The sequence below is a fragment of the Streptococcus sp. NPS 308 genome, from assembly GCF_002355895.1.
Taxonomy (GTDB): Bacteria; Bacillota; Bacilli; order Lactobacillales; family Streptococcaceae; genus Streptococcus.
Map to the genome: position 1 here is coordinate 805,547 of NZ_AP017652.1, position 15,494 is coordinate 821,040.

Annotated in this window: 14 protein-coding genes; 12 read left to right on the plus strand and 2 right to left on the minus strand. The window is 42.0% G+C overall.

The annotated features are described in order from the left end of the window. Nucleotides 1-46: 46 nt before the first annotated feature. The 8 genes from SNAG_RS04300 to SNAG_RS04335 all read left to right on the plus strand — a co-directional run bounded on the left by SNAG_RS04300 (nucleotide 47) and on the right by SNAG_RS04335 (nucleotide 7,794). Nucleotides 47-637 carry a class I SAM-dependent methyltransferase gene (locus SNAG_RS04300; RefSeq protein ID WP_096406856.1) on the plus strand — a complete coding sequence of 197 codons (591 nt, stop codon included), beginning with the start codon at nucleotides 47-49 and terminating at the stop codon, nucleotides 635-637. Next, complete coding sequence (locus tag SNAG_RS04305) at nucleotides 634-1,911, plus strand: pyrimidine-nucleoside phosphorylase (protein WP_096406858.1); 1,278 nt, start codon at nucleotides 634-636, stop codon at nucleotides 1,909-1,911. Before SNAG_RS04300 ends, SNAG_RS04305 begins: the two co-directional genes overlap by 4 nt. A gap of 19 nt (nucleotides 1,912-1,930) precedes the next feature. Next, on the plus strand, nucleotides 1,931-2,593 hold the full coding sequence (deoC, locus tag SNAG_RS04310; protein WP_096406861.1) for a deoxyribose-phosphate aldolase: 663 nt from the start codon (nucleotides 1,931-1,933) through the stop codon (nucleotides 2,591-2,593). Next, nucleotides 2,580-2,969: a cytidine deaminase gene (locus tag SNAG_RS04315; protein ID WP_000246106.1), complete on the plus strand. Its 390-nt coding sequence runs from the start codon at nucleotides 2,580-2,582 to the stop codon at nucleotides 2,967-2,969. Before deoC ends, SNAG_RS04315 begins: the two co-directional genes overlap by 14 nt. A gap of 90 nt (nucleotides 2,970-3,059) precedes the next feature. Further along, on the plus strand, nucleotides 3,060-4,112 hold the full coding sequence (locus SNAG_RS04320; RefSeq protein ID WP_096406864.1) for a BMP family lipoprotein: 1,053 nt from the start codon (nucleotides 3,060-3,062) through the stop codon (nucleotides 4,110-4,112). Between the two features lie 136 nt (nucleotides 4,113-4,248). Then, complete coding sequence (locus tag SNAG_RS04325) at nucleotides 4,249-5,784, plus strand: ABC transporter ATP-binding protein (protein ID WP_096406866.1); 1,536 nt, start codon at nucleotides 4,249-4,251, stop codon at nucleotides 5,782-5,784. Next, entirely contained in the window at nucleotides 5,777-6,835 is a 1,059-nt protein-coding gene (locus SNAG_RS04330) for an ABC transporter permease (RefSeq protein ID WP_049536349.1), read from the plus strand. The genes SNAG_RS04325 and SNAG_RS04330 overlap by 8 nt, the downstream gene beginning before the upstream one ends. Nucleotides 6,836-6,837: 2 nt before the next feature. Further along, a complete protein-coding gene (locus SNAG_RS04335) occupies nucleotides 6,838-7,794 on the plus strand; it encodes an ABC transporter permease (RefSeq protein WP_096406869.1) in 957 nt (318 codons plus the stop codon). A gap of 33 nt (nucleotides 7,795-7,827) precedes the next feature. Here SNAG_RS04335 and plsY read toward each other — a convergent pair whose 3' ends face one another. Further along, entirely contained in the window at nucleotides 7,828-8,469 is a 642-nt protein-coding gene (gene plsY, locus SNAG_RS04340; protein ID WP_096406872.1) for a glycerol-3-phosphate 1-O-acyltransferase PlsY, read from the minus strand. Between the two features lie 135 nt (nucleotides 8,470-8,604). Here plsY and parE point away from each other — a divergent pair, with 135 nt between their 5' ends. Beyond that, nucleotides 8,605-10,548, plus strand: coding sequence for a DNA topoisomerase IV subunit B (gene parE, locus SNAG_RS04345; protein WP_096406875.1), 1,944 nt, complete (start codon nucleotides 8,605-8,607; stop codon nucleotides 10,546-10,548). Between the two features lie 628 nt (nucleotides 10,549-11,176). On the opposite strand, the gene SNAG_RS10035 is transcribed toward parE, so the two are convergent. Then, nucleotides 11,177-11,362, minus strand: a complete 186-nt coding sequence (locus SNAG_RS10035) for a potassium transporter TrkA (protein ID WP_157740115.1) — start codon at nucleotides 11,360-11,362, stop codon at nucleotides 11,177-11,179. Between the two features lie 75 nt (nucleotides 11,363-11,437). Between SNAG_RS10035 and SNAG_RS04360 the strand changes: the two genes are divergently transcribed. The 3 genes from SNAG_RS04360 to parC all read left to right on the plus strand — a co-directional run bounded on the left by SNAG_RS04360 (nucleotide 11,438) and on the right by parC (nucleotide 15,480). Beyond that, nucleotides 11,438-11,950: a hypothetical protein gene (locus SNAG_RS04360; protein ID WP_096406880.1), complete on the plus strand. Its 513-nt coding sequence runs from the start codon at nucleotides 11,438-11,440 to the stop codon at nucleotides 11,948-11,950. Next, the gene (locus tag SNAG_RS04365; protein ID WP_096406882.1) at nucleotides 11,940-12,794 is read left to right on the plus strand and encodes an aminoglycoside 6-adenylyltransferase; all 855 of its coding nucleotides are present in this window, start codon (nucleotides 11,940-11,942) and stop codon (nucleotides 12,792-12,794) included. Before SNAG_RS04360 ends, SNAG_RS04365 begins: the two co-directional genes overlap by 11 nt. 205 nt (nucleotides 12,795-12,999) lie before the next feature. After that, a complete protein-coding gene (gene parC / locus SNAG_RS04370) occupies nucleotides 13,000-15,480 on the plus strand; it encodes a DNA topoisomerase IV subunit A (RefSeq protein ID WP_096406885.1) in 2,481 nt (826 codons plus the stop codon). Nucleotides 15,481-15,494: the final 14 nt, after the last annotated feature.

The following is a 15,494-nucleotide window of genomic DNA, read 5'->3' on the forward strand; positions in this document are numbered from 1 at the left end:
TTTGTAAACGATTTTATATTTCCTTAAATTATGGTAAAATAGTTTTATGAGTAAAATGTATTATGCAGAAAATCCTGATGCAGCTCACGATATTCATGACTTGAGAGTAGAGTTGCTGGGACATAAAATGACCTTTTTAACGGACGCAGGTGTCTTTAGTAAAAAGATGATTGACTTTGGTAGTCAGCTTTTACTAAAGTGCCTCGAGGTTGAAAAAGGCGAGCGAGTGCTAGATGTCGGCTGTGGATATGGTCCCCTTGGCATTACTTTGGTCAAGGCTTATGGAGTTCAAGCAACCATGGTTGATATCAATAATCGTGCTCTGGACTTAGCGCGAAAAAATGCTGAGAGAAACCAAGTTTCAGCAACTATTTTCCAATCCAACATCTATGAGCAAGTTGAAGGGAAATTTGACCATGTCATCTCCAATCCTCCGATTCGTGCGGGCAAGCAAGTTGTTCATGAGATTATCGAAAAGAGCATGGATTTTCTGGAAGACGATGGCGACTTAACAATCGTTATTCAGAAAAAACAGGGTGCACATAGTGCCAAAAGCAAGATGGAAGACGTTTTTGGAAATTGTGAAATCATAAAGAAGGACAAGGGGTATTATATCCTTAGGAGTGTGAAATCATGAGAGCAGTTGATTTAATCCAAAAGAAACGAGATGGTCAAGAACTGTCTTCAAGTGAAATTAAGTGGCTAGTAGAAGGCTATGTGGCTGGAACAGTCCCAGACTATCAAATGTCTGCCTTTGCTATGGCGGTTTATTTCAAAGGAATGACCACACGTGAGATTTCTGACCTGACGATGAACATGGTAATGACGGGGCAAGAGTTTGATTTGTCAGCCATAGAGGGCATCAAAGTAGATAAGCACTCAACAGGTGGTGTTGGTGATAAGGTGACCTTGATTTTAGCTCCTTTAGTAGCCAGTTTTGGTGTTCCAGTAGCCAAGATGAGTGGTCGTGGACTAGGACACACTGGTGGAACCTTAGATAAGTTAGAAGCAATCAAGGGCTACCAAGTGGAACGTAGTCAAGAGGATTTCATCAAACAGGTTCAAGATATTGGTGTATCTGTCATTGGTCAGTCTGACCAGCTGGTTAAAGCAGACAAACTTCTCTATGCTCTTCGTGATGTGACAGCGACAGTCGACACTATTCCTTTGATTGCTAGCTCTGTCATGAGTAAGAAAATCGCTGCTGGGGCAGATGCCATTTTGCTAGATGTGACCGTCGGTGAGGGTGCCTTTATGAAGACTGTTGAGGAGGCGCGCGAATTGGCTCAAACCATGGTTGATCTTGGAAAGGCTGTTGGAAGAAAGACAGTAGCAGTTATTACCGATATGAGTCAACCCTTGGGTCGAGCTATTGGTAATCGTCTCGAAATTCTAGAAGCAATCGAAATTCTTCAAGGAAAAGGTCGAGAAGATATCAGTCACTTTATCTGTGAACTAGCTCAGATCATGCTTAGTTTAGCAGATGTTGAGAAAACGATCGAGGAAATCCGTCGACACCTGGAAAATGGACAAGCCCTTGCCAAATTTGAAGAAATGGTGGCGGCTCAAGGCGGTGATCTAGAAGATCTCTACCGCCCAGTAAATGTTGCCCATGTAGTGGATATCCCAGCTCAAGAGTCAGGTGTCATTTCAGCCCTTCCAGCTATGGATTTTGGCCTATATGCCATGAGATTAGGAGCTGGTCGCGCAGTCAAGACTGATGCTTTAGACTATGAAACTGGAATCGTTTTTGAAAAGAAAGTTGGTGACTCAGTTCAAAAAGGAGAAATTGTTGCAAAAGTTTATACAAATGGAAAAATTTCTTCTGAACTAGTTACAGAATTTCAAAAATATGTTAAAATAAATGATGGAGTGCAAAGTTTACGAGAAATTATAGAAATTATCTCATAAAACTAAGGAGAATCCGAATATGAAATTAAATAAATACATTGATCATACGCTTTTAAAACAAGATGCAAGTCAAGAACAAATTGATCGTTTGCTATCTGAAGCGCGTGAGTATGATTTCGCCAGTGTCTGTGTTAACCCGACTTGGGTTGCTTATTCAAAGGCGGGGCTTGAAGGTTCAGATGTAAAGGTTTGTACAGTAGTTGGTTTTCCTTTGGGAGCAACAACTTCAGCTGTCAAAGCTTTTGAAACAAAAGAAGCTGTTCAAAACGGTGCAGATGAGATTGATATGGTTATCAATGTCGGTGCCCTCAAATCAGGAAATCGTGATTTAGTTGAATCAGACATTCGTGCTGTCGTAGAAGCAAGTGGCGACAAGCTAGTGAAGGTTATTATTGAAGCTTGCTTATTGACTGACGAAGAAAAGGTTATGGCCTGTCAATTATCCCAGAAAGCAGGAGCTGACTTTGTCAAAACATCAACTGGATTTTCAACTGCTGGTGCCACTATTGAGGATGTTCGGTTGATGCGTAAAACAGTCGGGCCAGATATGGGTGTTAAGGCGGCTGGTGGAGCTCGTTCATATGCGGATGCCGTTGCTTTTGTGGAAGCAGGTGCTACCCGTATTGGAACATCCGCTGGTGTAGCAATCTTAAAAGGAGAATTGGCTGATGGCGACTACTGAGTTAATTGAACTAGCAATTGAAACCAGCAAGAATGCCTATGTTCCCTATTCTCACTTTCCAATCGGAGCTGTCTTAGTTGCCAAGGACGGTAGCATTTATACGGGTGTCAATATCGAGAATGCTAGTTATCCCTTGACTAACTGTGGGGAGCGTACAGCTATCTTTAAAGCAGTCTCTGAGGGACAACGGGAGTTTTCAGAATTGATTGTCTACGGTCAGACTGAGAAACCTATCTCACCATGTGGAGCTTGTCGCCAAGTCATGGTTGAGTTTTTTGAACAAGATCTAAAGGTGACGCTTGTCGCCAAAGATAAAACGACGGTCGAGATGACGGTCGGGGAGTTACTTCCATACTCATTTACAGACTTGAACTAGTCTGTGCTGCTCACTGAGTGGCAAGGGTCCTTGTGACCAAACAATCCATACTTGCAACATCGTTGCGTATCTTATTTAGGAGGTTCAGTAATGAACAAGAAACAATGGCTAGGCCTTGGTCTAGTTGCAGTAGCAGCATTTGGACTTGCTGCATGTGGTAATCGCTCTTCTCGTAACGCAGATTCATCTTCAACTGTGAAGACAAAAGCTGCAATCGTAACGGACACTGGTGGTGTTGATGATAAATCATTCAACCAATCAGCTTGGGAAGGTCTTCAAGCTTGGGGTAAAGAGCACAACCTTTCTAAAGATAAAGGTTACACTTACTTCCAATCAACAAGTGAAGCAGACTATGCTAACAACTTGCAACAAGCAGCTGGAAGCTACAACTTGATCTTCGGTGTTGGTTTTGCCCTTCACAATGCAGTTGAAGAAGCAGCAAAAGAGCACACAGACTTGAACTATGTTTTGATCGATGACGTAATCAAAGATCAAAAGAACGTTGCAAGTGTTACTTTCGCGGATAACGAAGCAGCTTACCTTGCAGGTGTTGCAGCTGCTAAAACAACTAAGACAAAACAAATCGGTTTTGTAGGTGGTATGGAATCTGAAGTTATCTCACGTTTTGAAGCTGGTTTCAAAGCAGGTGTTGCATCAGTTGACTCATCTATCAAAGTACAAGTAGACTACGCTGGTTCATTCGGTGACGCTGCTAAAGGTAAAACAATCGCTGCTGCACAATACGCTGCAGGTGCTGACGTTGTATACCAAGTAGCAGGTGGTACTGGAGCAGGTGTCTTCTCTGAAGCGAAATCACTCAACGAAAGCCGTCCAGAAAATGAAAAAGTTTGGGTTATCGGTGTTGACCGTGACCAAGTGGAAGAAGGTAAATACACTTCTAAAGACGGTAAAGAATCTAACTTTGTCCTTGCTTCTACTTTGAAACAAGTTGGTACAACTGTAAAAGATATTGCTAACAAAACTGAAAAAGGTGAATTCCCTGGTGGACAAGTGATCGTCTACTCATTGAAAGATAAAGGGGTTGACTTGGCAATAACAAACCTTTCAGAAGAAGGTAAAAAAGCTGTTGAAGATGCAAAAGCTAAAATTCTTGACGGAAGCATTAAAGTTCCTGAAAAATAATGGATAAAAGTCATTTCTTAGGAAGCGGCCATCGGTCGCTTCTTTAAGAATTGAGACAATTTTTGTCTCAATAGAGCTTGTTAATGTGATTAGCAGGTTTTATTGAAATAAAATAAACCTCTGAAAGGAAGAGCATATGGCACACGAAAATGTCATTGAGATGCGGGATATTACCAAGGTGTTTGGTGAATTTGTAGCAAACGACAAAATCAACTTGCAACTGCGAAAAGGTGAAATCCATGCACTTTTAGGAGAAAATGGAGCGGGTAAATCCACTCTAATGAATATGCTGGCGGGACTTCTTGAGCCAACTAGTGGTGAGATTGAGGTGAATGGTCAGGTTGTAAAACTAGACTCGCCATCTAAAGCTGCTAGTTTGGGAATCGGAATGGTTCACCAACACTTTATGTTGGTTGAAGCTTTTACAGTAGCTGAAAATATCATTTTAGGGAGTGAAATCACTAAGAATGGTGTGCTAGATATAGCTGGTGCTACTAAAGAAATCAAGGCTCTTTCTGAACGTTATGGTTTGGCAGTGGATCCTGCTGCTAAGGTGGCGGATATTTCCGTTGGTGCCCAACAACGTGTAGAAATCTTGAAAACACTCTATCGTGGTGCTGATATCCTTATCTTTGACGAACCTACAGCGGTATTAACTCCTTCGGAGATTGATGAGTTGATGGCCATTATGAAAAACCTTGTTAAAGAAGGTAAATCCATCATCTTGATTACCCACAAGTTGGATGAAATCCGTGCAGTCTCTGATCGTGTTACGGTTATCCGTCGAGGAAAATCTATTGAGACTGTTGAAATTGCAGGAGCGACCAATGCAGATTTGGCTGAAATGATGGTTGGACGTTCCGTATCCTTTAAGACAGCCAAACAAGCAGCCCAGCCGAAAGATGTGGTCTTGTCTATCAAAGACCTAGTTGTCAATGAAAACCGTGGCGTACCAGCTGTGAAGAACCTTTCTTTGGATGTTCGTGCTGGTGAAATTGTTGGTATTGCGGGTATTGACGGAAATGGTCAGTCAGAACTGATTCAAGCTATCACAGGTCTTCGGAAAGTTGAGTCTGGTAGCATTGATTTGAAAGGCAAGTCAGTTGTCGGTATGCATCCTCGACAAATTACTGAGATGAGTGTGGGGCACGTTCCAGAAGACCGTCATCGTGATGGTTTGATTTTGGATATGATGATTTCGGAAAACATTGCTCTTCAAACCTATTACAAAGAACCGCTCAGTAAAAATGGTATCTTGAACTATGCCAATATTACTTCTCATGCTAAGAAATTGATGGAAGAATTTGACGTTCGTGCTGCTAGTGAGTTTGTTCCAGCAGCAGCTCTCTCAGGGGGAAATCAACAAAAGGCCATTATCGCCCGTGAGATTACCCGTGACCCAGATCTCCTCATTGTTAGCCAACCAACACGTGGTTTGGACGTTGGTGCCATTGAGTACATTCACAAACGCTTGATTGAAGCCCGTGATAATGGTAAGGCAGTCCTTGTTGTCAGCTTTGAATTGGATGAGATTTTGAATGTCTCTGACCGCATCGCTGTTATCCACGATGGGAAGATTCAAGGTGTTGTGACACCAGAAACAACCAATAAACAAGAACTTGGTGTCTTGATGGCTGGCGGAAGCTTGGGAAAGGAGAAGAGTGATGTCTAAAAAATTACAACAAATTTCGGTTCCCTTGATTTCTGTATTCTTAGGAATCCTGCTTGGAGCTATTGTCATGTGGATTTTCGGCTACGATGCTATTTGGGGTTATGAGGAATTATTCTACACAGCCTTTGGTAGTCTTCGTGGAGTAGGTGAAATTTTCCGTGCCATGGGGCCTCTAGTCTTGATTGGTCTTGGTTTTGCGGTTGCCAGTCGTGCAGGTTTCTTTAACGTCGGTTTGCCAGGTCAAGCTCTTGCAGGTTGGATCCTCAGTGGTTGGTTTGCTTTGTCAAATCCTGATATGCCGCGTCTCATCTTGATTCCATTAACAGTGATTATCGCTTTGATTGCAGGTGGAATTGTTGGTGCGATTCCAGGTATCCTCAGAGCCTATCTGGGTACGTCAGAAGTTATCGTGACTATCATGATGAACTACATTGTACTGTATGTGGGAAATGCCTTTATTCATGCCTTCCCTAAAGATATCATGCAAAGTACAGACTCAACGATTCGTGTCAGTGCAAATGCAACCTACCAGACGCAATGGTTGTCTGAGTTGACTGGAAATTCACGTATGAATATCGGGATTTTCTTTGCAATAATTGCTGTAGGAGTCATCTGGTTCTTGCTCAAGAAAACAACTCTCGGTTTTGAAATTCGTGCAGTTGGTCTTAACCCAAATGCTTCTGAATACGCAGGTATCTCTGCAAAACGTACAATCATTCTTTCGATGATTATCTCAGGAGCATTGGCAGGTTTAGGTGGAGCAGTCGAAGGTCTAGGAACTTTCCAAAACGTATATGTCCAAGGTTCTTCATTGGCTATCGGGTTTAATGGTATGGCAGTTAGTCTACTAGCTTCAAATTCACCAATTGGAATTCTATTTGCAGCCTTTCTATTTGGTGTTCTTCAAGTTGGCGCACCTGGTATGAATGCGGCGCAAGTGCCCTCAGAGCTCGTTAGTATCGTAACAGCATCAATTATCTTCTTTGTCAGCGTTCACTACCTAATCGAGCGCTTTGTCAAACCAAAAAAACAAGTAAAAGGAGGTAAGTAAGTATGTCTATTACAACAATGCTAACCCTCTTGGTATCATCCATGTTGATTTATTCAGCACCGCTTGTATTTACAAGTATCGGAGGCGTTTTCTCTGAACGTGCTGGTGTTGTCAATGTTGGTCTTGAAGGAATTATGGTTATGGGTGCTTTTTCTGGAGTAGTCTTTAACCTTGAATTTGCAGAACAACTTGGAGCAGTAACTCCATGGATCTCCTTATTAGTTGGGGGACTTGTTGGAGCAATCTTCTCCATCATTCACGCAGCAGCGACTGTTCACTTCCGTGCGGACCATGTTGTCAGTGGTACGGTATTGAACTTGATGGCGCCCGCTTTAGCAGTCTTTTTGGTCAAGGTTCTTTATAACAAAGGACAAACGGATAATCTAACCCAGACTTTTGGACGTTTTGATTTTCCAATTCTAGCTAATATCCCAATCATTGGAGATATCTTCTTCAAGTCAACAAGTTTACTTGGTTACCTTGCGATTGCCTTCTCATTCTTAGCATGGTTTATCCTTTTCAAAACACGCTTTGGTCTTCGACTTCGCTCGGTTGGTGAACACCCTCAAGCAGCGGACACCTTGGGAATCAACGTTTACAAGATGCGATATCTTGGAGTTATCATTTCAGGATTCCTTGGTGGAATTGGGGGAGCGATTTATGCTCAATCAATTTCTGTCAACTTCTCAGTGACAACTATTGTCGGTCCTGGATTTATCGCTCTTGCTGCGATGATCTTTGGTAAATGGAATCCAATCGGTGCTATGCTTTCAAGTCTCTTCTTTGGACTCTCTCAAAGTTTGGCCGTTATTGGATCTCAACTTCCTTTCTTGCAAGGAGTTCCTACGGTATACCTTCAAATCGCGCCTTATGTTTTGACAATTCTTGTCTTGGCAGCCTTCTTCGGAAAAGCAGTTGCTCCTAAGGCAGATGGGATCAACTACATCAAATCAAAATAAGCATACAAAAAAACGTCAGTTTAAACTGGCGTTTTATTTGTTAGGATTTTGATGGGTTAGGTTCAATCCCCAAGGGACAAGATTTTCAGTTTTGTTTTTGATGCGTGTGATATTATCCTTGTGACGAATGATAATCAAGCTAGCAAGAGCTAAGATAATTACGATAAAAAGAAGGTCATAGCTACTTAAGATAAACCCCAATAGTGGGAAAATCAGAACTCCAATTACAGCAGCAATAGAAGCAACAACGCTAGATAGTGAAATCATACTACCTAGATAGAGGGTTCCAAAGAATACGATTGCTAGATAGAGACAAAAAACAGGCGCAAATCCGAAAATAACTCCAGCGCTTGTTGCGACAGCCTTGCCCCCTTTAAACCCTGCAAAGATAGGAAAGGTATGTCCTATTACGGCCAAAAGTCCAAAGACAAGAGGTGATACACCTTGTTGGTGGAAAAGAATAGGAAGTAGAGTGGCCAAGGTTCCTTTAAAGAAGTCAATCACAAAGGTTGCCATACCTGCCTTCTTACCTAAAATACGGAAAGTATTGGTCGTTCCAGTATTTCCAGAACCATGTTCACGCAGATTTGTTTGAAAAAAGATTTGTCCAATCCATAGACCAGACGGAATCGAACCTAGCAAATAAGCTAGAATTAATAATACAAATGTCATCATAGACCTATTATACCATGAAATGGTATAGAAAGTCAGAGAATATCCTGTGAAATTGTGACAGCTGAATGGGAAAAATTTTGCAAAATCCTTAGAAAACCTGTAAAATAGTAAAGATGAACAAATAGGAGGTTCCTTGTGTCAAAAAAGGAAATCAATATTAATAACTACAATGATGACGCCATTCAGGTGCTAGAAGGGTTGGATGCAGTCCGTAAACGTCCGGGGATGTATATCGGATCGACTGACGGTGCTGGTCTCCATCACCTAGTCTGGGAAATTGTGGACAATGCAGTCGATGAAGCCTTGTCTGGATTTGGTGATCGCATTGATGTGACCATCAATAAGGACGGGAGTTTGACCGTTCAAGACCATGGTCGAGGAATGCCGACTGGGATGCATGCCATGGGAATTCCAACCGTTGAGGTTATCTTTACCATTCTCCACGCCGGAGGGAAATTCGGTCAAGGGGGTTATAAGACATCTGGTGGTCTCCACGGAGTGGGATCTTCAGTCGTTAATGCCCTATCAAGTTGGCTGGAAGTTGAAATCACCCGTGATGGAACGGTTTATAAACAACGATTTGAAAATGGTGGTAAACCCGTCACAACCTTGAAGAAAATTGGTACAGCACCCAAGTCTAAGACAGGTACCAAAGTCACTTTCATGCCTGACGCGACGATTTTCTCTACGACTGACTTCAAATACAATACCATTTCAGAACGACTCAATGAGTCAGCCTTTCTCTTGAAAAATGTGACCTTGTCTTTGACAGATAAGCGAACAGATGAAGCAATCGAATTCCATTATGAGAACGGGGTACAGGACTTTGTTTCTTATCTCAATGAAGACAAGGAAACCTTGACGCCAGTCCTATACTTTGAAGGCGAAGACAATGGTTTCCAAGTGGAAGTTGCCCTCCAGTATAATGATGGATTTTCAGATAACATTCTATCCTTTGTCAATAACGTACGTACTAAAGATGGTGGAACGCACGAGACAGGACTCAAGTCTGCTATCACTAAGGTCATGAATGACTATGCGCGTAAGACAGGTCTCCTCAAGGAAAAAGATAAAAACCTTGAAGGTTCAGACTATCGTGAGGGACTAGCGGCCGTTCTTTCTATCCTAGTTCCTGAAGAACACCTCCAGTTTGAAGGACAGACCAAGGACAAACTTGGAAGTCCACTAGCTCGCCCGATTGTGGATAGCATTGTTGCAGAAAAATTAACTTTCTTCCTCATGGAAAATGGAGAACTAGCTTCCAATCTTATCCGTAAGGCTATCAAGGCTCGTGACGCTCGTGAAGCAGCACGTAAGGCGCGTGATGAGAGTCGAAATGGTAAGAAAAATAAAAAAGATAAGGGCTTATTGTCTGGTAAATTAACACCAGCTCAGTCTAAAAACCCTGCCAAGAATGAACTCTATCTGGTCGAGGGGGACTCTGCCGGTGGTTCTGCCAAGCAAGGTCGTGACCGTAAGTTTCAGGCTATTTTGCCTCTTCGTGGTAAGGTTATCAATACAGCCAAGGCCAAGATGGCAGATATCCTCAAAAATGAAGAAATCAATACCATGATTTATACCATCGGAGCGGGTGTAGGGGCAGATTTCTCCCTTGAAGATGCCAACTATGACAAGATCATTATCATGACCGATGCCGATACCGATGGTGCCCATATCCAGACCTTGCTCTTAACGTTTTTCTACCGTTACATGCGTCCCCTAGTTGAGGCAGGCCATGTCTATATCGCCCTTCCGCCTCTTTACAAGATGTCCAAAGGGAAAGGTAAAAAAGAAGAAGTGGCCTACGCTTGGACGGATGGTGAGTTAGAAGAACTCCGCAAGCAGTTCGGCAAAGGCGCTACCCTCCAACGCTACAAAGGTCTAGGAGAGATGAATGCGGACCAGCTCTGGGAAACAACCATGAATCCAGAGACTCGAACTCTCATTCGTGTCACAATTGAAGACTTAGCACGCGCCGAACGCCGCGTCAATGTCCTCATGGGAGACAAGGTCGAACCACGTCGTAAATGGATTGAAGATAATGTTAAGTTTACGCTGGAAGAAGCGACAGTGTTTTAAGGAGTATGAATAATGGATAGTTCCGGACATTCGATTTTTGGTAGTTACTTGGGTTTGATTTTCTTAGTTTCTTTACCCTCGGCTATTCTTGCATTCTACATTAACAGTCGAAAAAAAAGTTTCCAGGGATTATATGCACCGATTGTATTTACTTTATTTATGATCTTGATGCTTTTATTCAATATGGATTCCTCAGAATCCAGTGCTTTGGTGGCGTCTGCTATCATGCTTTTTATTGGTTTTCCTTTGATAGCAGGAGCCTTAGTATACACACTGATTCGATTGTGTTACGTCTATCCGGAGAAACGGTGGAAGGCTTTTTTGATTTTCCTATCCTATGTTTTAGGTCCTCTATCTGTGGGTATTCTGGGATGGTATGTGGTAAATTTAGTTCAGATCCATCTGTTGACATTCTTGGTAATGATTTTGATGATTCTAGTTTCCTATCTTCCTCCTCTCTATCTCCATTACACCAAACGAAATCAGTAAGACACAGAATACTTTTTGGTTGGGTATAGTGATTAATTGCTTAGATTATGTCAGAGATGGCCAATGGTTTACGATTTATAATGAAAAATAATTTCAAACTGCTCTAAGCGATGAAGGAGTGAAATATGAGAACAGAATCCTAAATGCTTGGACTGATTTTAAAAACAGCTGAAACTTTAAAAGTTGATGCTGGCAAGAACTCAAGTATCTCCTCCTCAATAATCTGACGGATGACCTCACTCAGGCCAGTTTCTTTAAGGGTGTGGATGTTCATGTTATTACGAAGGGTATAACCTTTACCAGACAGGGGAGTTATGAAGTTCAAGTAAAGGTGACGATCATCTTTTGTATGTAAATAATCGCTAAAACTATTGGAGGTGCGGTATTGATTACGTTATTAATGTTGCCTTTTTTCCTTGTTCTCCTAGCCATTTTTGGAATTATATATGATTTAACGACCAGTAAAGGTAGAAAAGAGTGTGCTCGCACAGTATCCTTGTTTATATTGAACATCCTCACTATTGGTATCTGTCTATTAGATCTACCAATGGAAAGTAAACCATACTCAGGAATAGGGTTTATCTTATTTTATGCACTTGTGTTCACCCCTTTGATGATTGTTTTTTCACTATATACTCTCTATAGAATTGGAAAACATTATAGGTATTTTAAGAGTAAGTTTGCTATAACACTCCTATTCAATGCTATTTTACTTTTCCTTCTTTCATTAGTAAATACTTTTGTATTATGGAGAAGCTTTCAAATATATCATAGAAACGATATGAATTTGTTTTATTTTATTTTAATCGTTTTGGGGATTTGTTCAACTATCCAATTGATAGTAGGCGAACTTGAGATGAAAAGAATACGAGGCATCCAAAAACAAGAGGAGCAAGACGGCAATGAAAAGTAATTCTATAAAAGATATGTGCAGACAACATAGAAGTGAAGCGCAAATGCTGAGATTAATTTTACAGGTAGCCGAAAATATACAAGTCGAGGCTGTCGCTATGTCTGGTTCACGGACAAATCCAAAAGCACCAAAAGATGAATTTCAGGATTACGACGTGGTTTATGTTGTGGATGACTTAGACACTCTAACAAGCAATCTTGCTTGGTTGGACCAGTTTGGCGCTCGTATCATTGAGCAGCATAATATCCTAGGAAACCGTCGTCTCTATCTCATGCTCTTTGAAGATGGCAACCGTATTGATTTGACTCTATGTCCTAAAGAGTATATCAAGGAGTGGGTAGAAAGCGAAGCGGATTTCACGGTGCTAGAGGACACTAAGGGCTTGTTTGCGCCATATTCTCCAAATCCTCAGCGTTACTGGACAAGTCCAGCTAGTCAGATAGATTTTGAAAAAGCCTGCAATGAATTTTGGTGGGTTTCTGCCTATGTGGTCAAAGGAATCTGTCGCAAGCAACTACTCTACGCTACTGACCATCTCTATGGGATTTGTCACCAAGAACTCCTGAAGGTCTTAGCCTGGCAGGTAGCAAGTGATAAGGGGACTGTCGATATTGGCAAGAACTACAAGTATCTCTTTAACTATTTACCTACTGAGAAAGAAAAGGAATTCTCAAATCTGCTTGATTTCTCCAGTTTAGACAAAATCACTCAGCCTTTATTTGCTACAATGAAACATTTCCACCAAGAAGCTCAATACCTTGCTAACAAGATGGGTCTTGACTATGATAAGGAAGTGGCAGAGAGGATGATTGAGTATGCTGAGGAGAGACTTTCAAATCACTAACTAAAAAAAATATATAATTTAAAAGATTAAACTACAGAAAGGATCGTTTGGTTATATATAGTAACTGAACACGAGACTAATTTCTGTAAATTATCCCTTATTCTATAAAAACCTACTCTACATTCTTTGAAAGGAGTTGAACATGCCCTAAATACTGTGTGAAAAAGATAAATTTCCTTTGTATTTTACGGGCTCTGTATCCTATATGAGTAACATTCAAAATATGTCCCTTGAGGACATCATGGGAGAGCGATTTGGTCGCTACTCCAAGTACATCATTCAAGACCGGGCTTTGCCAGACATTCGGGATGGGTTGAAGCCGGTTCAGCGTCGTATTCTTTATTCTATGAATAAGGATGGCAATACATTTGACAAGAGCTACCGTAAGTCTGCCAAGTCTGTCGGGAACATCATGGGGAATTTCCACCCACACGGTGACTCTTCTATCTATGATGCTATGGTCCGTATGTCTCAGGATTGGAAAAATCGTGAGATTCTAGTTGAAATGCACGGTAATAACGGTTCTATGGATGGGGATCCGCCTGCGGCTATGCGTTATACCGAGGCGCGTTTATCTGAGATTGCCGGTTATCTTCTTCAGGACATTGAGAAGAAGACAGTTCCCTTTGCTTGGAACTTTGACGATACCGAGAAAGAACCGACGGTATTGCCAGCAGCTTTTCCAAACCTCTTGGTCAATGGTTCGACTGGGATTTCGGCTGGTTATGCCACAGATATTCCACCACATAATTTGGCCGAAGTTATCGATGCGACAGTCTACATGATTGACCACCCAACAGCCAAGGTGGACAAGCTCATGGAATTCTTGCCTGGACCAGATTTCCCGACAGGAGGGATTATTCAGGGTCGTGATGAAATCAAGAAGGCCTATGAAACTGGGAAAGGGCGCGTGGTCGTTCGATCTAAGACGGAGATTGAAAAGCTAAAAGGTGGTAAGGAACAAATCGTTATCACTGAAATTCCTTATGAAATCAATAAGGCCAATCTGGTCAAGAAAATCGATGATGTTCGTGTTAATAACAAGGTGGCAGGGATCGCTGAGGTTCGTGATGAGTCTGACCGTGATGGTCTTCGTATTGCTATTGAACTCAAGAAAGATGCTAATACAGAGCTGGTTCTCAACTATCTATTCAAATATACTGACCTGCAAATCAATTACAACTTTAACATGGTGGCGATTGACAATTTCACACCTCGTCAGGTCGGGATTGTTCCAATCCTGTCTAGCTATATCGCCCACCGTCGCGAAGTCATCTTGGCGCGTTCCCGCTTTGACAAGGAAAAGGCTGAAAAACGTCTCCATATCGTTGAAGGTTTGATTCGCGTGATTTCGATTTTGGACGAAGTCATCGCCCTTATCCGTGCTTCTGAGAACAAGGCTGATGCTAAGGAGAACCTCAAGGTTAGCTATGATTTTACAGAAGAGCAGGCTGAGGCCATCGTTACCTTGCAACTGTACCGTTTGACCAACACCGATGTGGTTGTCTTGCAGGAGGAAGAAGCAGAACTTCGTGAGAAGATTGCCATGCTTGCGGCAATTATCGGTGATGAACGGACTATGTACAATCTCATGAAGAAAGAACTTCGTGAGGTCAAGAAGAAATTTGCGACTCCACGTTTAAGTTCTTTAGAAGACACTGCGAAAGTCATCGAGATTGATACAGCTAGTCTTATCGCCGAGGAAGATACTTATGTCAGCGTGACCAAGGCTGGTTACATCAAGCGTACTAGCCCACGTTCCTTTGCAGCTTCTACGCTGGAAGAAATTGGCAAGCGTGATGATGATCGTTTGATCTTTGTACAGTCTGCCAAGACAACGCAACACCTCTTGATGTTTACAACTCTTGGAAATGTCATCTATCGACCAATCCACGAGTTGGCAGATATTCGCTGGAAGGATATCGGAGAGCATCTGAGCCAGACCATTACAAACTTCGAAACTAACGAAGAAATCCTTTATGCTGAAGTCGTGGATCAGTTTGAGGATGCGACAACCTACTTTGCTGCAACTCGTCTTGGTCAAATCAAACGCGTAGAACGCAAAGAATTCTCTCCATGGAGAACCTACAAGTCGAAGTCTGTCAAGTATGCTAAGCTCAAAGACGAGACAGATCAGATTGTAGCAGTAGCTCCGATTAAACTAGATGATGTACTCTTGATTAGCCAAAACGGTTATGCCCTTCGTTTCAATATCGAAGAGGTTCCTGTTGTCGGTGCCAAGGCTGCAGGTGTTAAGGCTATGAACCTGAAAGAAGATGATGTCCTCCAATCCGCCTTTATCTGTAACACCTCATCCTTCTTCCTCTTGACCCAACGTGGTAGTTTAAAACGTGTTTCTATTGACGAAATTCCAGCAACCAGCCGTGCCAAACGAGGACTACAAGTCTTGCGTGAGTTAAAAAACAAACCGCATCGTGTCTTCTTAGCAGGAGCAGTTGCAGAGCAAGGTTTCGTTGGTGATCTCTTTAGTACAGAAGTGGAAGAGAACGACCAAACACTGCTTGTCCAATCTAACAAGGGAACAATCTATGAGAGTCGATTGCAAGATTTGAACCTATCAGAACGTACTAGCAATGGAAGCTTTATCTCAGACACCATTTCAGATGAAGAAGTTTTCGATGCTTACCTGAAAGAAGTCTTGAAAGAGGAAAAAGCAAATCTGTAAAGAAACAGTCCAAG